This is a genomic window from Pseudomonas sp. HN11 (assembly GCF_021390155.1).
GTDB lineage: Bacteria > Pseudomonadota > Gammaproteobacteria > Pseudomonadales > Pseudomonadaceae > Aquipseudomonas.
This window is the reverse complement of the sequence record NZ_CP089985.1, coordinates 897,795-915,241: the sequence shown is the minus strand read 5'-3', so window position 1 is coordinate 915,241 and position 17,447 is coordinate 897,795. Positions and strand designations below refer to the sequence as shown.

General features: G+C 58.3%; 15 protein-coding genes. 11 read left to right on the top strand and 4 right to left on the bottom strand.

What is annotated here, in order from left to right; all coding sequences use genetic code 11:
* Positions 1-321 precede the first annotated feature (321 nt).
* The 7 genes from LVW35_RS04105 to LVW35_RS04075 all read left to right on the top strand — a co-directional run bounded on the left by LVW35_RS04105 (position 322) and on the right by LVW35_RS04075 (position 9,072).
* Entirely contained in the window at positions 322-1,866 is a 1,545-nt protein-coding gene (locus LVW35_RS04105) for an ABC transporter substrate-binding protein (protein ID WP_442799663.1), read from the top strand.
* 170 nt (positions 1,867-2,036) lie between these two features.
* Positions 2,037-3,434 carry an OprD family outer membrane porin gene (locus tag LVW35_RS04100; RefSeq protein ID WP_233893854.1) on the top strand — a complete coding sequence of 466 codons (1,398 nt, stop codon included), beginning with the start codon at positions 2,037-2,039 and terminating at the stop codon, positions 3,432-3,434.
* Positions 3,435-3,514: 80 nt separating this feature from the next.
* Positions 3,515-5,113: an ABC transporter substrate-binding protein gene (locus LVW35_RS04095; RefSeq protein WP_233893853.1), complete on the top strand. Its 1,599-nt coding sequence runs from the start codon at positions 3,515-3,517 to the stop codon at positions 5,111-5,113.
* A 76-nt stretch (positions 5,114-5,189) separates the two neighbouring features.
* Entirely contained in the window at positions 5,190-6,200 is a 1,011-nt protein-coding gene (locus LVW35_RS04090; protein WP_003171721.1) for an ABC transporter permease subunit, read from the top strand.
* A 10-nt stretch (positions 6,201-6,210) separates the two neighbouring features.
* Positions 6,211-7,122 (top strand): ABC transporter permease subunit, encoded by a 912-nt coding sequence (locus LVW35_RS04085; protein WP_010213191.1) that lies wholly within the window; start codon positions 6,211-6,213, stop codon positions 7,120-7,122.
* Between the two features lie 10 nt (positions 7,123-7,132).
* A complete protein-coding gene (locus LVW35_RS04080) occupies positions 7,133-8,101 on the top strand; it encodes an ABC transporter ATP-binding protein (protein ID WP_016976249.1) in 969 nt (322 codons plus the stop codon).
* Positions 8,101-9,072 carry a peptide ABC transporter ATP-binding protein gene (locus tag LVW35_RS04075; protein WP_233893851.1) on the top strand — a complete coding sequence of 324 codons (972 nt, stop codon included), beginning with the start codon at positions 8,101-8,103 and terminating at the stop codon, positions 9,070-9,072. Before LVW35_RS04080 ends, LVW35_RS04075 begins: the two co-directional genes overlap by 1 nt.
* Positions 9,073-9,194: 122 nt before the next feature.
* Here LVW35_RS04075 and LVW35_RS04070 read toward each other — a convergent pair whose 3' ends face one another.
* The 3 genes from LVW35_RS04070 to LVW35_RS04060 all read right to left on the bottom strand — a co-directional run bounded on the left by LVW35_RS04070 (position 9,195) and on the right by LVW35_RS04060 (position 11,950).
* Complete coding sequence (locus LVW35_RS04070) at positions 9,195-9,440, bottom strand: hypothetical protein (protein ID WP_233893849.1); 246 nt, start codon at positions 9,438-9,440, stop codon at positions 9,195-9,197.
* A 249-nt stretch (positions 9,441-9,689) separates the two neighbouring features.
* Positions 9,690-10,109 (bottom strand): hypothetical protein, encoded by a 420-nt coding sequence (locus LVW35_RS04065; protein WP_233893848.1) that lies wholly within the window; start codon positions 10,107-10,109, stop codon positions 9,690-9,692.
* Positions 10,110-10,366: 257 nt separating this feature from the next.
* Positions 10,367-11,950 (bottom strand): peptide chain release factor 3, encoded by a 1,584-nt coding sequence (locus LVW35_RS04060; RefSeq protein WP_233893847.1) that lies wholly within the window; start codon positions 11,948-11,950, stop codon positions 10,367-10,369.
* A gap of 330 nt (positions 11,951-12,280) precedes the next feature.
* Here LVW35_RS04060 and LVW35_RS04055 point away from each other — a divergent pair, with 330 nt between their 5' ends.
* From LVW35_RS04055 to LVW35_RS04040, 4 genes are read left to right on the top strand one after another with little or no spacing between them, the layout of a single operon-like run.
* Positions 12,281-12,997 (top strand): ABC transporter permease, encoded by a 717-nt coding sequence (locus LVW35_RS04055; RefSeq protein ID WP_004372306.1) that lies wholly within the window; start codon positions 12,281-12,283, stop codon positions 12,995-12,997.
* A gap of 20 nt (positions 12,998-13,017) precedes the next feature.
* Positions 13,018-13,914 (top strand): glycine betaine ABC transporter substrate-binding protein, encoded by an 897-nt coding sequence (locus tag LVW35_RS04050; RefSeq protein ID WP_233893846.1) that lies wholly within the window; start codon positions 13,018-13,020, stop codon positions 13,912-13,914.
* Positions 13,915-13,925: 11 nt separating this feature from the next.
* On the top strand, positions 13,926-14,579 hold the full coding sequence (locus tag LVW35_RS04045) for an ABC transporter permease (RefSeq protein WP_010213201.1): 654 nt from the start codon (positions 13,926-13,928) through the stop codon (positions 14,577-14,579).
* Positions 14,576-15,733: an osmoprotectant ABC transporter ATP-binding protein OsmV gene (locus LVW35_RS04040; RefSeq protein WP_213548714.1), complete on the top strand. Its 1,158-nt coding sequence runs from the start codon at positions 14,576-14,578 to the stop codon at positions 15,731-15,733. The genes LVW35_RS04045 and LVW35_RS04040 overlap by 4 nt, the downstream gene beginning before the upstream one ends.
* A 45-nt stretch (positions 15,734-15,778) precedes the next feature.
* On the opposite strand, the gene LVW35_RS04035 is transcribed toward LVW35_RS04040, so the two are convergent.
* Positions 15,779-17,242, bottom strand: a complete 1,464-nt coding sequence (locus tag LVW35_RS04035) for a DUF2599 domain-containing protein (protein WP_233893845.1) — start codon at positions 17,240-17,242, stop codon at positions 15,779-15,781.
* Positions 17,243-17,447: the final 205 nt, after the last annotated feature.

Genomic DNA, 17,447 nt, shown 5'->3' with positions numbered 1-17,447 from the left:
TCCGCCTGGACCGTAGGAATAGACCACGCTCACGATCATTGCGTCCTACAGCAATGAACCGCGATGCGTGACGCCGTTACCTACAAGGTCAATCCGATTTGGCGCATTTACTGCCAGGTCCACGACCCATAACGTCGTAGGACAGCAGAGGTTCCCAACTCGGAAAGGCACTTGCTGCGTGTGGGATCAGTGATGTCACCCTGGCCGAACGCCCGGATGATTGCTCGCTGATGACAACTACAAACAAGGATCGGGATCGTCATGCGCCATACCACCGTTCTATCCGCAATTTTTGGCACCAGCCTGCTGGCTGTGGCCACGATGGGCCAAGCCGCCGACAAGAAGAGCCTGGTGTTCTGCTCGGAAGGCAGCCCCGCCGGTTTTGATACCGCGCAATACACCACTGCCACCGATAACGACGCGGCCGAGCCGCTGTACAACCGTTTGGTCGAGTTTGAAAAAGGTGCGACCAATGTGGTGCCTGGCTTGGCAACCAGCTGGGATATTTCCGAAGACGGCCTGACCTATACCTTTCACCTGCGTGAAGGGGTGAAATTCCACAGCAATAAGGAATTCAAGCCGACGCGAGACTTCAACGCCGACGACGTGGTGTTCACCTTCAACCGCATGCTTGACCCCGACCATCCATTTCGCAAGGCCTACCCTACCGAGTTTCCGTATTTCAACGGGATGAGCCTGAACAAGAACATTGCCAAAGTCGCCAAAACCGACTCGCACACCGTGGTGATGACCCTGAACACGGTCGACGCCGCGTTTATCCAGAACATCGCCATGAGCTTCGCCGCGATACTCTCGGCCGAATACGCCGAGCAGTTGCTCAAGGATGGCAAGCCGAGTGATATCAACCAAAAGCCGATCGGCACTGGCCCGTTCGTGTTCCAGCGCTACCAGAAAGATTCGCAAATCCGTTACGTGGGCAACAAACAGTACTGGGACCCGAGTCGGGTCAAGCTGGACCAGCTGATTTTCGCCATCAACACCGACGCTTCGGTGCGGGTGCAAAAGCTCAAGGCCGGCGAATGCCAGGTCACCCTGCATCCGCGCCCGGCTGACGTCGATGCCCTCAAGGCCGATCCGAACCTGCAACTGCTGACCAAGCCGGGTTTCAACCTGGGCTACATCTCTTACAACGTGCGCCACAAGCCGTTTGACCAGCTCGAAGTGCGCCAGGCGCTGGACATGGCGGTGAACAAGCAGAGCATCCTGAACGCCGTCTACCAGGGCGCGGGGCAATTGGCGGTCAACGCCATGCCGCCAACGCAGTGGTCCTACGACGACAGCATCAAGGACGCCGCCTACAACCCGGAAAAAGCCAAGGAACTGCTCAAGGCCGCCGGCGTGAAAGAAGGCACCGAGATCACCCTGTGGGCGATGCCGGTACAACGTCCGTACAACCCCAACGCCAAGCTGATGGCCGAGATGCTGCAAAGCGACTGGGCCAAGATCGGCCTCAAGGTCAAGATCGTCAGCTATGAGTGGGGCGAATACATCAAGCGCACCAAGAACGGTGAGCACGATGTGAGCCTGATCGGCTGGACCGGCGACAACGGTGACCCGGACAACTGGCTGGGCACCCTCTACAGCTGCGACGCCATCGGCGGGAACAACTACTCCATGTGGTGTGACCCGGCGTACGACAAGCTGATCAAGCAAGCCAAGGTCGTCACCGACCGCGAACAAAGGACTGTTCTGTACAAACAGGCGCAGCAACTGCTCAAGCAGCAGGTGCCGATCACGCCAGTCGCCCACTCGACGGTCAACCAGCCGTTAAGCGCCAAGGTCGAAGGTTTCAAAGTCAGCCCCTTCGGCCGCAACGTGTTCTCGGGCGTCAGCATTACCCCATAAGAAAATAACCGGATTGCAGGAGAGCGATGTGGCTCTCCAGCAAACGTGCAGCCATTTATTAGGATTTTTCCTACGGCAAACGTTTGCAAGGCTTGAAAAGAGTTACACACCCAATAGCCGGATCACCAAAAAAGACCGGCATTAAAAAGAGAACCAAAGGAGCTTCATCAATGAAACTGAGCAGCAAAGCGCTTCTGGCCCTGGCCATCAGCAGCATCACGGCCACCGCCTACGCGGAACCCGCCAGCCAGGACTTCGTTCCGACCACCCTGGCCGGCACCAGCGCGCAAAGCGAGGCCAAAGGCTTTATCGACGGTCAAAGCCTGGGCGGTACCACTCGCAACTGGTATGCGAACGAAATGAAGTTTCGCAACGACCGCTTCAGCTACCGCAAAGACGGTGTGAAGACGCCGATCTCCCGCCGTATCAACTGGGCCCAGGGCACCATCCTCAACTACACCTCGGGCTTCACCCAAGGCACTGTCGGGGTCAGCACTGAAGTCGCTGCCTACAACTTCATCGCCCTCGACCGCGATCGCAAAGATATCGCCGGCGGCTCCAACCGTACCCTGGCGGATTCCGGCGGCGACGCTGTAGGCCAGTGGAGCAAGCTGGGCCTGGCCAACGTCAAGTTCCGTGTCTCCAACACCACCTTGACCGCCGGTCGCCAGAACTTCAGCACCGGTATCGTCGACACCATCGGCAACCGTGCCCTGCCTTCGAGCTTTGAAGGCGTGAGCTTCAACAGCGAAGAGTTCAGCAACCTATCGTTCCAGGGCGGTATCTTCGATCGCGTTTCGCCGCGTACCGAGCAGAGCCTGTCGAAATTCCGTTCCGAATACGGCAATGGCCAGGAAACCGACAAGGTCAAAACCCTGGGCTTCAACTACCAGCCGTTCAAGAGCCTGAAAACCAGCGTGTTCGCCGCCAACGTCGAAGACTTCTGGAACCAGTACTACTTCGGCGCTACCCACGAACTGGGTGATGCTCAGACGCTGGCACTGACCACCGGCCTGAACTACTACAAGACCACCGACACCGGCAGCAAGAAGATGGGCAACATCGACAACGATACCTACTCGTTGTCCCTGGGCTTGACCCACCAGGCCCACAGCCTGACCTTCTCGTACCAGGAAGTGAACGGTGACGAGTACTTCGACTACCTGCACGAGACCAACGGCATCTACCTGGCCAACTCCCTGACTTCGGACTTCAACAGCCCGAACGAGAAGTCTTTCCAGATCGCCTACGCCATCAACATGGCCGAATACGGCGTACCAGGCCTGAAGTTCAACGTCTACTCGGCTCGCGGTTGGGGCATCGACGGTACTCACTACAACGGCACCGCCTACGGCGAAGCCGGCGTATCGCGCAGCGACCTGCGCCTCATGGACGGTGAGAAACACCAGGAATACGGCGTTGGTACTTCCTACGCAATTCAGAGCGGCCCGCTCAAGGCCACGACCATCCGTGGCACCTACGTGACTCACCGCGCCAGCGCGCAACAAGCTGACGGCAACATCAAAGAGTTCCGCCTGGTCACCACCATCCCGTTCAACATTCTTTAATCAGCGCCAAGTAAGCGGCGGGCTCAGGACGAGCCCGCCGTCTACGTTTGTCTGGTCCCATCGATTGCAGAGGGCTCCGAATGAAATTGCTCCCACTACAAGCCGCCATGGCTGCCGCGCTGTTGAGCGTGGCGATCGGCGTTTCGGCCAAACCACTGGTGGTCTGCACCGAAGCCAGTCCGGAAGGTTTCGACCCGGTGCTATACACCACCGCCGTGACCGCTGACGCCGCGGCTGAAACCATGTTCAACCGCCTGGTAGACTTCAAGCCCGGCACCACCGAAGTGATCCCCGCGCTGGCCAAAGACCTGCCCGAGATCAGCGCCGATGGCCTGACCTACACCTTTCACCTGCGTGACGACATCAAGTTCCACACCACCGACTACTTCAAGCCCACGCGCAACATGAACGCCGACGACGTGCTTTGGAGTTTCCAGCGCCAGCTGGACCCGAATCACCCGTGGCATAAAAAGTCCAACGTGGGCTACCCCTACTTCGAAAGCATGGGCTTCAAGGAACTGCTCAAGAGCGTAGAAAAGATCGACGATCACACTGTCGTCTTTACCCTGACCCGCCCTGAAGCACCGTTTTTGGCCGACCTGGCCATGGCGTTCTCCTCGATTCACTCCGCCGAGTATGCTGACCAGTTGCTCAAGTCCGGCAAGACCGATGACCTGAATGCCAAGCCGATCGGCACCGGGCCGTTCATCTTCACCCGCTATGCCAAGGACGCCCAGGTGCGCTTCAAGGCCAACCCGGATTACTTCCGTGGCAAGCCGCCGGCTGATCCGCTGATCCTGGCGATTACCACCGACAACAACGTGCGTCTGCAAAAGCTCAAGGCCAACGAGTGCCAGATCGCGCTGTATCCGAAACCGGATGACGTGCCGAGCATGAAGGCCGACCCGAACCTGAAGGTGGCGGAACTGGCGGCGATGACCACCGCCTACACCGCGCTGAACACCACCCACAAGTACATGAGCGACGCACGGGTACGCCACGCAATCAACATCGCGTTCGACAAGAAAGGCTATAACGAATCCCTGTACGGCAAAGGCAATGCAGTGGATGCCACCGCCCCTTATCCAAACACCCTGCTGGGCTTCAGCGACAAGCTGAAAAACCCGCCACGTGACCTCGACAAGGCCCGCGCCCTGCTCAAGGAAGCCGGTGTGCCGGAAGGCACAGAGTTCACTCTGTTCACCCGTAACGGCGGCGGCCCGACCAACCCTAACCCGATGCTCGGCGCCCAGCGCATGCAGGCGGATCTGGCGCAGATCGGCCTGAAGGTGAATATCAAAGTCATGGAATGGGGCGAAATGCTCAAACGTGCTAAAAACGGTGAGCACGACATGGTTTCCGCCGGTTGGGCGGGGGATAACGGCGACCCGGATAACTTCCTCACGCCGAACCTGAGTTGCGATGCAGCGAAAAACGGCGAAAACTACGCCCGCTGGTGTAACAAAGAGTTTCAAGACTTGATCGACAAGGCCCGTGCTGATGCTGAACCGACCCAGCGCGCGGCACTCTATGAACAAGCATTGGACGTTTTCGACAAGGACCAACCGTGGATTCCCATGGCTTACCCGAAAATGTTCACCGCCATGCGCAAGAACGTAGAGGGTTATACCCAAAGCCCACTGACGACAAATAACTTCGCCACTACCCAGGTGAAGTAAATAAGAGAAACGCTCGGCACCGCCCACCCGGGTGGTGCCGGACCTGCCTAACCGGCTGATTGAGGTAAACAACAAGATGTTTAGTTTTATTGCCCGCCGACTGGGGTTACTGATCCCCACGTTTTTCGGCATAACGTTGCTCACGTTTGCGTTGATTCGCATGATCCCTGGCGACCCCGTCGAAGTCATGATGGGCGAGCGGCGCGTCGACCCCGAGATGCACGCACAGGCAATGGAACGCCTCGGCCTTAACAAGCCGCTGTATGCGCAATACCTGGATTACGTCGGCAAACTCGCCCAGGGTGACCTTGGCGAATCGCTGCGTACTCGCACCAGCGTGTGGACCGAATTCACCGCACTCTTCCCGGCGACCCTGGAACTGTCCATGGCCGCCCTGCTGTTCGCCGGTATCCTGGGCCTGTTGGCCGGGGTGATCGCGGCCTTGAAGCGAGGATCCCTGTTCGACCATGGGGTGATGGGCATCTCCCTGGCGGGATACTCGATGCCGATCTTCTGGTGGGGCCTGATCCTGATCATGTTCTTCTCGGTCAGCCTGGGCTGGACTCCGGTTTCCGGGCGTATCGACCTGCTCTACGACATCGAGCCGCGCACCGGCTTCATGCTGATCGACACCCTGCTGGCCGACGAGCCGGACGCGTTCTGGGACGCCCTGCACCACCTGATCCTGCCGGCCATCGTGCTGGGTACCATCCCGCTGGCGGTGATTGCGCGGATGACCCGTTCGTCGATGCTCGAAGTATTGCGTGAAGACTACATCCGCACCGCCAAGGCCAAAGGCCTGTCGCCGGCGCGCGTGGTGTTTGTGCACGGCCTGCGTAACGCGCTGATCCCGGTACTGACCGTGGTCGGCCTGCAAGTCGGCACCCTGCTGGCCGGTGCGGTTTTGACCGAAACCATCTTCTCCTGGCCCGGCATCGGCAAATGGCTGATTGAAGCCATTGGCGCGCGGGACTACCCGGTGGTGCAGAACGGCATCCTGCTGATCGCCTGCCTGGTTATCCTGGTGAACTTCGTGGTGGATATCCTCTACGGCTTCGCCAACCCACGCATCCGTCACCAGCGCTGAGATCATGACCATGACCACACCTACTCCAGTGTCAGCAGTCGATCAAAGCCTGCTGTACCCGTCCCCGTACAAAGAATTCTGGCAAGCCTTCTCCAAGAACAAAGGCGCCGTTGCCGGCCTGCTGTTCATGTTGCTGATCGTGTTCTGCGCGATCTTCGCACCCTGGGTTGCGCCGCATAATCCGAGCGAGCAATACCGCGATTTCCTGCTGACCCCGCCAGCCTGGCTGGAAGGTGGCCAGATGCAGTTCCTGCTCGGCACCGACGAGCTGGGCCGTGACCTGCTGTCGCGCCTGATCCAGGGCTCGCGCCTGTCGTTGCTGATAGGCTTGTCGTCGGTGGTGATGTCGCTGATCCCGGGCATCCTGCTGGGCCTGTTCGCCGGCTTTTTCCCGCGCTTGCTCGGTCCGACCATCATGCGTCTGATGGACATCATGCTGGCCCTGCCCTCGCTGCTGCTGGCTGTTGCCATTGTCGCGATCCTCGGCCCTGGCCTGATCAACACCGTGATCGCCATCGCCATCGTGTCGCTGCCGTCCTACGTCCGTCTGACCCGCGCGGCGGTGATGGGCGAACTGAACCGTGACTACGTGACCGCCGCCCGCCTCGCCGGCGCCGGCCTGCCACGCCTGATGTTCATCACCGTGCTGCCCAACTGCATGGCGCCGCTGATCGTTCAGGCCACCTTGAGCTTCTCGTCGGCAATCCTCGATGCTGCGGCCCTCGGCTTCCTTGGTCTTGGCGTACAACCGCCAACCCCGGAGTGGGGCACCATGCTGGCTTCGGCCCGTGACTACATCGAACGCGCCTGGTGGGTGGTGAGCTTGCCTGGTTTGACCATTTTGCTCAGCGTGCTGGCAATCAACTTGATGGGTGACGGCTTGCGCGACGCGCTGGACCCGAAACTCAAGAACGCCGCCTGAGGAGATTCCCATGTCACTGTTAGAAATCAAGAATCTCAACGTGCGCTTCGGCGACAAGACCGCCGTGCCGGTGGTCGATGGCCTCGACCTCAAGGTCGACAAAGGCGAGGTACTGGCGATCGTTGGCGAGTCGGGCTCGGGCAAATCCGTGACCATGATGGCGCTGATGGGCCTGATCGAGCACCCCGGCATCGTCACCGCCGACGCCCTGAACTTCGACGGCAAGGACATGCTCAAGTTGAGCAACCGTCAGCGCCGCCAGATCGTCGGCAAAGACCTGGCGATGGTGTTCCAGGACCCGATGACCGCGCTGAACCCCAGTTACACGGTGGGTTTCCAGATTGAAGAAGTGCTGCGCCTGCACCTGAAAATGTCAGGAAAACAAGCGCGCAAGCGTGCCATCGAGCTGTTGGAAAAAGTGGAAATCCCAGGCGCTGCCAGCCGTATGGATGCCTACCCGCACCAACTGTCCGGTGGTATGAGCCAGCGTGTAGCCATCGCCATGGCGATTGCCGGCGAGCCGAAACTGCTGATCGCGGACGAGCCGACCACTGCGTTGGACGTGACCATCCAGGCGCAGATCATGGAGCTGCTGCTGGCCCTGCAGAAAGAACAGAACATGGGCCTGGTGCTGATCACCCATGACCTCGCGGTCGTGGCGGAAACCGCCCAGCGCGTGTGCGTGATGTACGCAGGCCAAGCCGTGGAAGTCGGCCAGGTGCCTCAGTTGTTCGACATTCCGGCGCACCCGTACAGCGAAGCACTGCTCAAGGCAATCCCCGAGCACAGCTTGGGCGCCACGCGCCTGGCCACGCTGCCGGGCATCGTTCCAGGTCGCTACGACCGTCCGCAGGGCTGCCTGCTGTCGCCGCGCTGCCCGTATGTGCAGGAATCCTGCCGTGCGCAGCGTCCAGGGCTTGATCCGAAAACCAACAGCCTCGCGCGCTGCTTCTACCCCTTGAACCAGGAGGTGGCGTAATGGCCGTCGTTCTTACCGCCCGCGACCTCACCCGTCATTACGAAGTGTCACGTGGCCTGTTCAAGGGCCACGCCACTGTGCGTGCCCTCAATGGCGTGTCCTTCGAGCTGGAAGCCGGCAAGACCCTCGCCGTCGTAGGCGAGTCGGGTTGCGGCAAATCCACCCTGGCCCGTGCCCTCACGCTGATTGAAGAGCCGTCTTCGGGCTCCTTGAAAATCGCCGGTCAGGAAGTCGCCGGTGCCGACAAGGCCCAGCGCAGGCAACTGCGCAAAGATGTGCAGATGGTGTTCCAGAGCCCGTACGCCTCGCTGAATCCGCGCCAGAAAGTCGGTGATCAACTCGGCGAGCCGCTGCTGATCAACACCCACCTGTCCGCCACCGAACGCCGTGAAAAAGTGCAGGCAATGATGAAGCAAGTGGGCCTGCGTCCCGAGCATTATCAGCGCTACCCGCATATGTTCTCCGGTGGTCAGCGCCAGCGAATCGCATTGGCTCGCGCCATGATGCTGCAACCTAAGGTGCTGGTGGCGGATGAACCGACCTCCGCACTGGACGTATCGATCCAGGCTCAGGTGCTCAATCTGTTCATGGACCTGCAGCAGGAATTCAACACGGCCTACGTGTTCATTTCCCACAACCTGGCCGTGGTGCAGCACGTCGCCGATGACGTGATGGTGATGTACCTCGGCCGCCCGGTGGAAGTCGGTCCCAAGGAAGACATCTACGCACGCCCGCTGCACCCGTACACCCAGGCACTGCTGTCGGCCACCCCGACCATCCACCCAGACCCGAACAAGCCGAAGATCAAGATTGTCGGCGAGTTGCCTAACCCGTTGAACCCGCCACCAGGCTGCGCGTTCCATAAGCGTTGCCCGTATGCGACGGCGCGGTGCAGCACCGAGGAGCCGCAGTTGCGGCCGTTGGATAACCGGCAGGTGGCTTGCCATTATGCGGAGCAGTTCGTGGCCTGAGCCTTGTGAGATCGCTCCCATGCTGCGTGGGAACGATCAGTGATACAGCGTTCTACAGCCCTTCCCGTCAGGTTGCGCATCAACCTTGCGGGAGGGGCTTCTTTTTGGGTTGGCGCTGCATCTCAGGTTTCGCCGTCATCAAAAGTCTCACTATCCTCTCCTTCGTTGATCGGGTTTTCCGGATCCCTGACATCTGTGGGTTGGGGCTGCGGTTTCCAACTACCGGAATTGACCTCGTTGGCCTTTTTCTTGGTGACAGGGCCGGTATCTTTCCACTGGGGGGTGCCATCGCCAGCCAGTGCCGGGAGCGTTGTCAGCACTGGCCCTGCCAATAGCATCAGACAAATAACGTATCGAACATTTCGCACGGTGGTCTCCTTCACAGTCAATGTGTGAAAGCTAGACCCGATGCAGGGTTTTCGCCAACTCCCAGCCTTAGAGAGATGAGAACGTGGGAGGGCTTGCCCCTCCCACAGTTGATTGCATTTCAAATGCCGAAAAAAGGGCGAAGCCATTACAGCATCGCCCTTCTCTCAACCGCAAAGATCTTAATGATGCTCACCTTCCATTATCACCAGGTTGCCCAATGCAGAGCCAGGCGAGAGAACCTTTCGAGATTATAATGCAGTAACGTTTTGCTTCAATATAAAGAACCCTTCGACGCGTGTCGTCGAGCCCGAAACATCCACATTGAGATCAAACTTAAAAAATCCGGCTTTCTCTGAGGAATTTATCATTCCAGTAATAGAACCGGACGTAACCTCAGTACGGCCCCCTACTAAATAATGATCCACACGGAATCCCTGACCGACAGGAATATTGACACCCCAAAAGTCATACGAGTCGAATCTAAAGGTAAAGCCCGTTTCACGAATACCGTTTTGAGTATCCCGACCTTTAAATATCGGTAGGATCGGTGGCGGCCCCTCTTCAAGATATACGTACTTATACTGCGGGGTTACAAGCCCCCCGCCTTCAAAACGATATTCAAAATACCCGGTAGCATTCTGTACCTGCTCTTCCTCATGACTGACCATGATCCAATCTCCATGCTAGGTAACCTGATATAAAGCTCTGTACTTTAACCCCCCCGAGCCAAGAACATGCCATTGAACGTCTACTTATAAGCATTGGCGGTAGGCCTCACGACCTTCTTACCTATCTAACGGCTGATCAATATAAAAATCCACTGTCAAACTTCACAGTTGACTTTTAGCCGCTTACAAAGTCAAAAAAAACCCTAAAGATAAAATCTTTAGGGTTTTCAGTTAGTTGTTCAAAATTAGAGGCTAAATTAATGGTGCTCGCGCGTCGCCCTGAACTTCACATCCGGCCAGCGCTCTTCCATCAGCGCCAGGTTCACCCGGGTCGGCGCCAGGTAGGTCAGGTGACCACCGCCATCCACCGCCAGGTTTTCCACGGCCTTGTTGGAAAACTCTTCCAGTTTTTTCTTATCGCTGCACTCGATCCAGCGCGCCGAATACACGGTGATCGCCTCGTAGGAGCATTCAACCTTGTATTCCTCTTTCAAGCGGCTGGCCACCACATCGAACTGCAGCACACCCACGGCGCCAAGGATGATGTCATTGCTGCGCTCGGGGAAGAACACCTGGGTGGCGCCCTCTTCCGCCAGTTGCTGCAAGCCTTGGCGCAGTTGCTTGGATTTGAGCGGATCGCGCAGGCGTACGCGGCGGAACAGTTCCGGGGCGAAGTGCGGGATACCGGTGAAGCCCAGGGCTTCGCCTTCAGTGAAGGTGTCGCCGATCTGGATGGTGCCGTGGTTGTGCAGGCCGATGATGTCGCCGGCGTAGGCTTCTTCGAGCTGTTCACGCTCGGAGGAGAAGAACGTCAGGGCGTCGCCGATGCGTACGTCCTTGCCGGTACGCACGTGGCGCATCTTCATGCCTTTTTCGTATTTGCCGGAACAGATACGCATGAAGGCGATACGGTCGCGGTGTTTTGGGTCCATGTTCGCCTGGATCTTGAACACGAAACCGGTGAATTTCTCTTCCACAGGCTCGACGGTGCGTTCGTTGGCAACGCGGGCCAGGGGTTTTGGCGCCCAATCCACCACGGCGTCGAGCACGTGGTCGACACCGAAGTTGCCCAGGGCGGTACCGAAGAACACCGGGGTCAACTGGCCGTCGAGAAATTCCTGCTGGTTGAACTCATGGCAGGCACCCTGCACCAGCTCCAGCTGATCGACAAAGCGGTCGTACTCGTCACCCAGGTGGGCGCGGGCTTCGTCGGAGTCGAGTTTCTCGATGATCTTGGTTTCGGTGCGCTCGTGACCGTGACCAGCGGTGTAGACAATGATGTAGTCGTCAGCCAGGTGGTACACGCCCTTGAAGTCACGGTAGCAACCGATCGGCCAAGTGATCGGAGCCGCCTTGATCTTCAGGACGGCTTCGATTTCATCCAGCAGCTCGATCGGGTCGCGGATGTCGCGGTCGAGTTTGTTGATAAAACTGACGATCGGCGTGTCACGCAAACGGCATACGTCCATCAGCGCGATGGTCCGTGGCTCGACGCCTTTACCGCCGTCGAGGACCATCAAAGCCGAGTCGACCGCGGTCAGGGTGCGGTAGGTGTCTTCAGAGAAGTCTTCGTGCCCCGGGGTGTCGAGCAGGTTGACCATGTGGTCGCGATACGGAAACTGCATGACCGACGTGGTAATGGAAATACCCCGTTGTTTTTCCATTTCCATCCAGTCGGAGGTGGCATGGCGGTCGGACTTGCGGGATTTCACCGTGCCGGCCACCGCGATTGCCTTGCCCATCAGCAGGAGCTTCTCGGTGATGGTGGTTTTACCGGCATCGGGGTGGGAAATAATGGCGAAAGTGCGGCGTTTCGCGACTTCGGCGGCCTGGTGGGTCATGGGAAATCGCCTGGCAGGTGAGTCAAAAAAGGGCGGCGAGTATAGCGCAAACCCCAGGGACCGGACCACCGTTCACCCGATTGGGGGTGGCTAAATGCTGCCAAGTGTGGAACCTTTAAATGGTCGAGACGTCCACTCCCCTGCTACCGCACTCGTAACAGGGGCTGATAAATCAGCAAGTTAGCCTGACGAGGCTGCGCTCATGGCTCGGATTGATACCGCGTTGCCGGTATGGACGAGCTGCTTTTCGCGAACTCATTCAGAGGCAGCCAGGAATGGCATTGCCGCCGGAGAATGTGTTCGCCGACAAAAGAAAAAAGGAGTCCGCCTGTGGCTATTCGCTATGGCAAAGGGCTGATAGGAGGAGCGGTTGTCGTCGCCCTCTTGGCCCTGCTGGTCCACTGGATCGGCATCAACACGATCGAACTGTACCGCGACGATTTGTTGTTTTACCTGCAAGCACATTTGATCCTCGTTCTAGTCTCCATGCTGGCCGCCCTGATTGTGGGCATCCCCGCCGGTATCCTGCTCAGCCGACCGAACATGGTCGGGCGCGCAGAACGCTTCATGCAGATCTTCAACATCGGCAACACCGTTCCTCCCCTGGCCGTACTGGCCATCGCCCTCGGCGTCCTCGGCATCGGCAGCGGCCCGGCCATCTTCGCGCTGTTCCTTGCCTCCCTCCTGCCCATCGTGCGCAACACCTACGAAGGCCTGAAAAACGTTCAAGGTTCGCTGAAGGAAGCCGCCACCGGCATCGGTATGACGCCGCGCCAGGTGCTGTTTCGCGTGGAACTGCCCAACGCCGTGCCGATCATCATCGGCGGAGTGCGCGTGGCCCTGGCGATCAACGTCGGCACCGCGCCGCTGGCGTTCCTGATCGGCGCCAACAGCCTTGGCAGCCTGATCTTCCCCGGCATCGCCCTGAACAATCAGCCGCAATTGCTACTCGGCGCCGCGTGCACCGCGTTGCTGGCATTGCTGCTTGACGGTCTGGTGACCATGGCCAGCCGCCTCTGGCTGGAACGCGGGTTGCGTCCGTCTTAAGGCTTGGCAAAGGAATTCACATGAAAAAACTGACCTTGATATTGAGCTGCGTCCTGCTGTTGGCAGGTATTGCGCAAGCCGCTGAAAAACCGGTAATCCGCATCGGCGCCCGGGTGTTCACCGAACAGACCCTGTTGGCCGAAATCACCTCCCAGTACCTGCGCACCAAGGGCTATGACGCCCGTGTGACCGGCGGCCTGGGCAGCAACCTGGCGCGCAGTGCCCAGGAAAGCGGGCAACTGGATCTCATCTGGGAATACACCGGCGTGTCGCTGGTGGCCTACAACCACGTTGACGAGAAACTCGACAGCGAACAGTCCTACGCTCGGGTGAAGGAACTCGACGCAAAAAAAGGCTTGGTCTGGCTCTCGCCTTCGCGCTTCAGCAACACCTACGCCCTGGCACTGCCGGAGAAGGTTGCCGCTGGGCATCCCGAAATCAACAGCATCAGCGACCTGACCAAGGCCATGGCGGAGAACACCAAGGAAAATCGCCTGGTGGCCCTGGACACCGAGTTCGCCAACCGTTCCGACGGCCTGGCCGGCATGGTCAAGCTGTACGATATGAACCTGACCCGCAAGAACACCCGGCAGATGGACGCCGGCCTGGTCTACACCGCGCTGCGTAATGGCCAGGTGTTTGCCGGTCTGGTCTACACCACCGACGGTCGCCTCAACGCCTTCAAATTGAAGCTGCTCGAAGACGACAAGCACTACTTCCCGGACTACACCGCCGCCCCCGTGGTGCGTCAGGTGTATCTCGACGCACACCCGGAATTGGCCGCGGACCTCAAGCCATTGGCCGCCCTGTTCGATGACGCAACCATGCGCCAGTTGAACGCACGGGTCGACGTCGACCATGAAAGCCCCTCCGCTGTTGCCGCCGATTTCCTGCGCCAACACCCGATCAATCAATAAGAGGAGAAGACATGGAATTCCTGAACGCCTTTTCCCATCTTGATTGGGCCCAAGTCCTGCAACTGACCGGGCAACACATCACCCTGGTCGGCATCGCCGTGATCCTCGCGATCCTGATCGGCGTGCCCCTGGGCATCCTGATGACGCGCTTCCCGACGCTCGCGGGCCCGCTGCAAGCCAGCGCCACGGTGCTGCTCACCGTGCCGTCCATCGCGCTGTTCGGCCTGCTGCTGCCGTTCTATTCCAAGTTCGGCCAGGGCCTGGGGCCGATGCCGGCGATCACCGCCGTGTTCCTCTACTCCCTGTTGCCGATCATGCGTAACACCTACCTCGCCCTGACCGGCGTGGAACCAGGCATTCGCGAAGCCGCACGCGGCATCGGCATGACCTTTGGCCAGCGTCTACGCATGGTCGAACTGCCCATCGCCGTGCCGGTGATCCTCGCCGGTGTGCGCACTGCCGTGGTGATGAATATCGGTGTGATGACCATCGCCGCCACCATCGGCGCCGGTGGCCTGGGTGTACTTATTCTGGCTTCCATCAGCCGCAGCGACATGTCGATGCTGATCGTCGGCGCCGTACTGGTCAGTCTCCTGGCCATCTTCGCCGACCTGCTCTTGCAATGGCTGCAACGCTCGCTGACTCCAAAAGGATTGCTCAAATGATCGAACTTCAAAACCTGTCCAAGACCTTCCAAAGCAACGGCAAGACTGTAACGGCCGTTAACGATGTAAGCCTGACCGTCAATGAAGGCGAAATTTGCGTATTCCTCGGTCCCTCGGGCTGCGGCAAGAGCACCACGCTGAAGATGATCAACCGCCTGATCAAGCCTACGTCGGGCAAGATCCTGATCAACGGCGAAGACACCACCGACCTCGATGAAGTGACCCTGCGTCGCAACATCGGCTATGTGATCCAGCAGATCGGCCTGTTCCCGAATATGACCATCGAGGAAAACATCGTGGTCGTGCCCAAGCTGCTCGGCTGGGACAAGCAGAAATGCCACGACCGCGCCCGCGAGTTGATGAGCATGATCAAGCTGGAGCCCAAACAGTACCTGCATCGCTACCCGCGTGAATTGTCTGGCGGCCAGCAACAGCGCATCGGCGTGATCCGCGCGTTGGCGGCCGATGCGCCGTTGTTGCTGATGGATGAACCGTTCGGCGCGGTCGACCCGATCAACCGCGAGATGATCCAGAACGAATTCTTCGAGATGCAGCGCGCACTGAACAAGACCGTGATCATGGTCAGCCACGACATCGACGAGGCTATCAAGCTGGGTGACAAGATCGCCATCTTCCGTGCCGGCAAGCTCCTGCAGATCGACCATCCGGACACGCTGCTGGCGCACCCTGCCGACGAGTTCGTCAGCAACTTCGTGGGCCAGGACAGCACCCTCAAGCGCCTGTTGCTGGTGAAGGCCGAAGACGCGGCGGATAACGCACCGTCGGTGAGCCCTGAGACGCCAGTGGCCGAGGCATTGGAGTTGATGGACGAGCATGACCGCCGCTACGTGGTGGTCACCTGTGCCGAGAACAAGGCGCTGGGCTATGTACGACGCCGCGACCTGCACCGTCAGACCGGCACCTGCGGCCAGTACCTGCGCGAGTTCAATGCCACGGCGGCATATGACGAGCATTTGCGCATCCTGCTGTCGCGCATGTATGAGTTCAACCGCTCGTGGCTGCCGGTGATGGATGCGGAGCGGGTGTTCCTGGGCGAGGTGACGCAGGAATCGATTGCCGAGTATCTGAGTTCTGGTAAGTCGCGTGGGGGCAAGACCAGTATCGTCTCGCCTGCTGAGACTGCGTTGGCCTGACGAAAACGGTCGCCGCCTAGCCCCAGGCGACGACCGGCGCAGGGTCTACGCCTTCGTATTGACACTGTTGGGGTTGCACAGGCTGTTCCCTTCCAGCTTCATGATCACATCATGGGGCACATAGGGACGCGCCGGCTCCAGGCTCCAGCTCTCCTTGTTAGCGGCGATGAACGGCGAGTCCAAATGGCAACCCAGTTGACGGCGCATGCTGCTGCCCAAGTGGTCGAAGTTCCAGGGCTTGCTCATGTCATTGGCGGCCAGGTTGGCCAACTCCGCATACACCACATCCGTTTTACCCACACCGGCTTTCCTGCCGCACTCAGTGGGGGTGACTTTAAGTGAGGCAATGATGCCCATGACGGGCTCGACGTAATTATCCGTCCATTCGACGCTTTCAATGTACTTATCACATGACCGTGGGTCGACCGGCTCAGGGGCCACTGGAGACTGGTCAGCGCTGATGTAGGTAAACCTGGCGTCCTCTCCACTGTTTTTAGGCATTTCCAGATGTACGATCGGCTTCCAGGCATTCCCTTGCTCTAGCCACCTGCGCTGATCATCCCGGGCAAGCTCCCGAGCCTCAAACACCCTACCATCGGAATGAATGACCCCCACCCTACTGACGTAGATAAAGGCAATGATCGGCAGCTGCTTATAGGTTTTATTGACCTCCAGCGATGGATCAAGAGGCGCATCGAACTGAGGTCGGGTAGCCCCCCAATCGCGGTTCCAATACTTGTTGTCGGGCCAGGTCAACAGGCGCAATTCAGTTTGAGTCACTTGTGCATCAACCTTGTCAGCAGCATCATTGGCCAACAATTTTCTCGCCTCGACAAATGTATTAAAAGCATCCGCCTTATTATAAGTACCAAAATAGTTATTCACCGTATCAAAGCCACACTGATACTTATGCGACTTAAGACTCGGCTGAGTGGGCTGCCGGTGAAAATGCTCCAACCATGCACTGGCATTACTAACGCCCAATTTTTGGCAATAGTCTTCGACAGCCTCCAGCGTATTAAGGTTTTCCTGATAGTCCCCACAACCCGCGTCAGTCCGATTGCCCGTCCACGAGTCAATTGGAAAGGCACATAACACTTTTAGTTTGAACTCAGTCTTAGGGTCGACAAAATCATTCGGCTTTAAGGCAAAGCCGTTGAATTTGTTAAGGCCGAGGCCGTCATAGCTGGTATCCGTCCTCAGATAGGAAACCGATACCCCCCTGTTGGAGAGGTTGGGCGGCCCAAAGCCGCCGACCTCGAGACTGTGGGAGTAAGGGCTTGGATCCCATGGAAGATAACTTTGCTTGCTGGCGATTCCTCGCAACATGAGGCCAGAACATTCCGATGCCAATCTGCCGTTACCACAATCGCGGGCGGTAAAGTTATACAAATACCTCATCATTGTCGCCGCATCAGTGCCCGGACTCGCATTCACACAAGTCGAACTCATTGCCAAAACACAGACCAGCAACAACGTTCCAGTGGTTCTTTTTCCTTTATTGCTCATGGCTAATACCTCGCCGCTTATAGGTTGAGATACCAGCCTTAAAACATACAAAACAATACTAGCGCGCGAACAAATTCATCCACGCACACAACCACGATTTATAAAAAACCTGCTTTAGGACCGGCTATTTTTTTTACAGTCAACTCATTGCAAACTCAGTATTCACAAGGCATGCAAATTTGGCTACTGTCATACCTAACAGGTC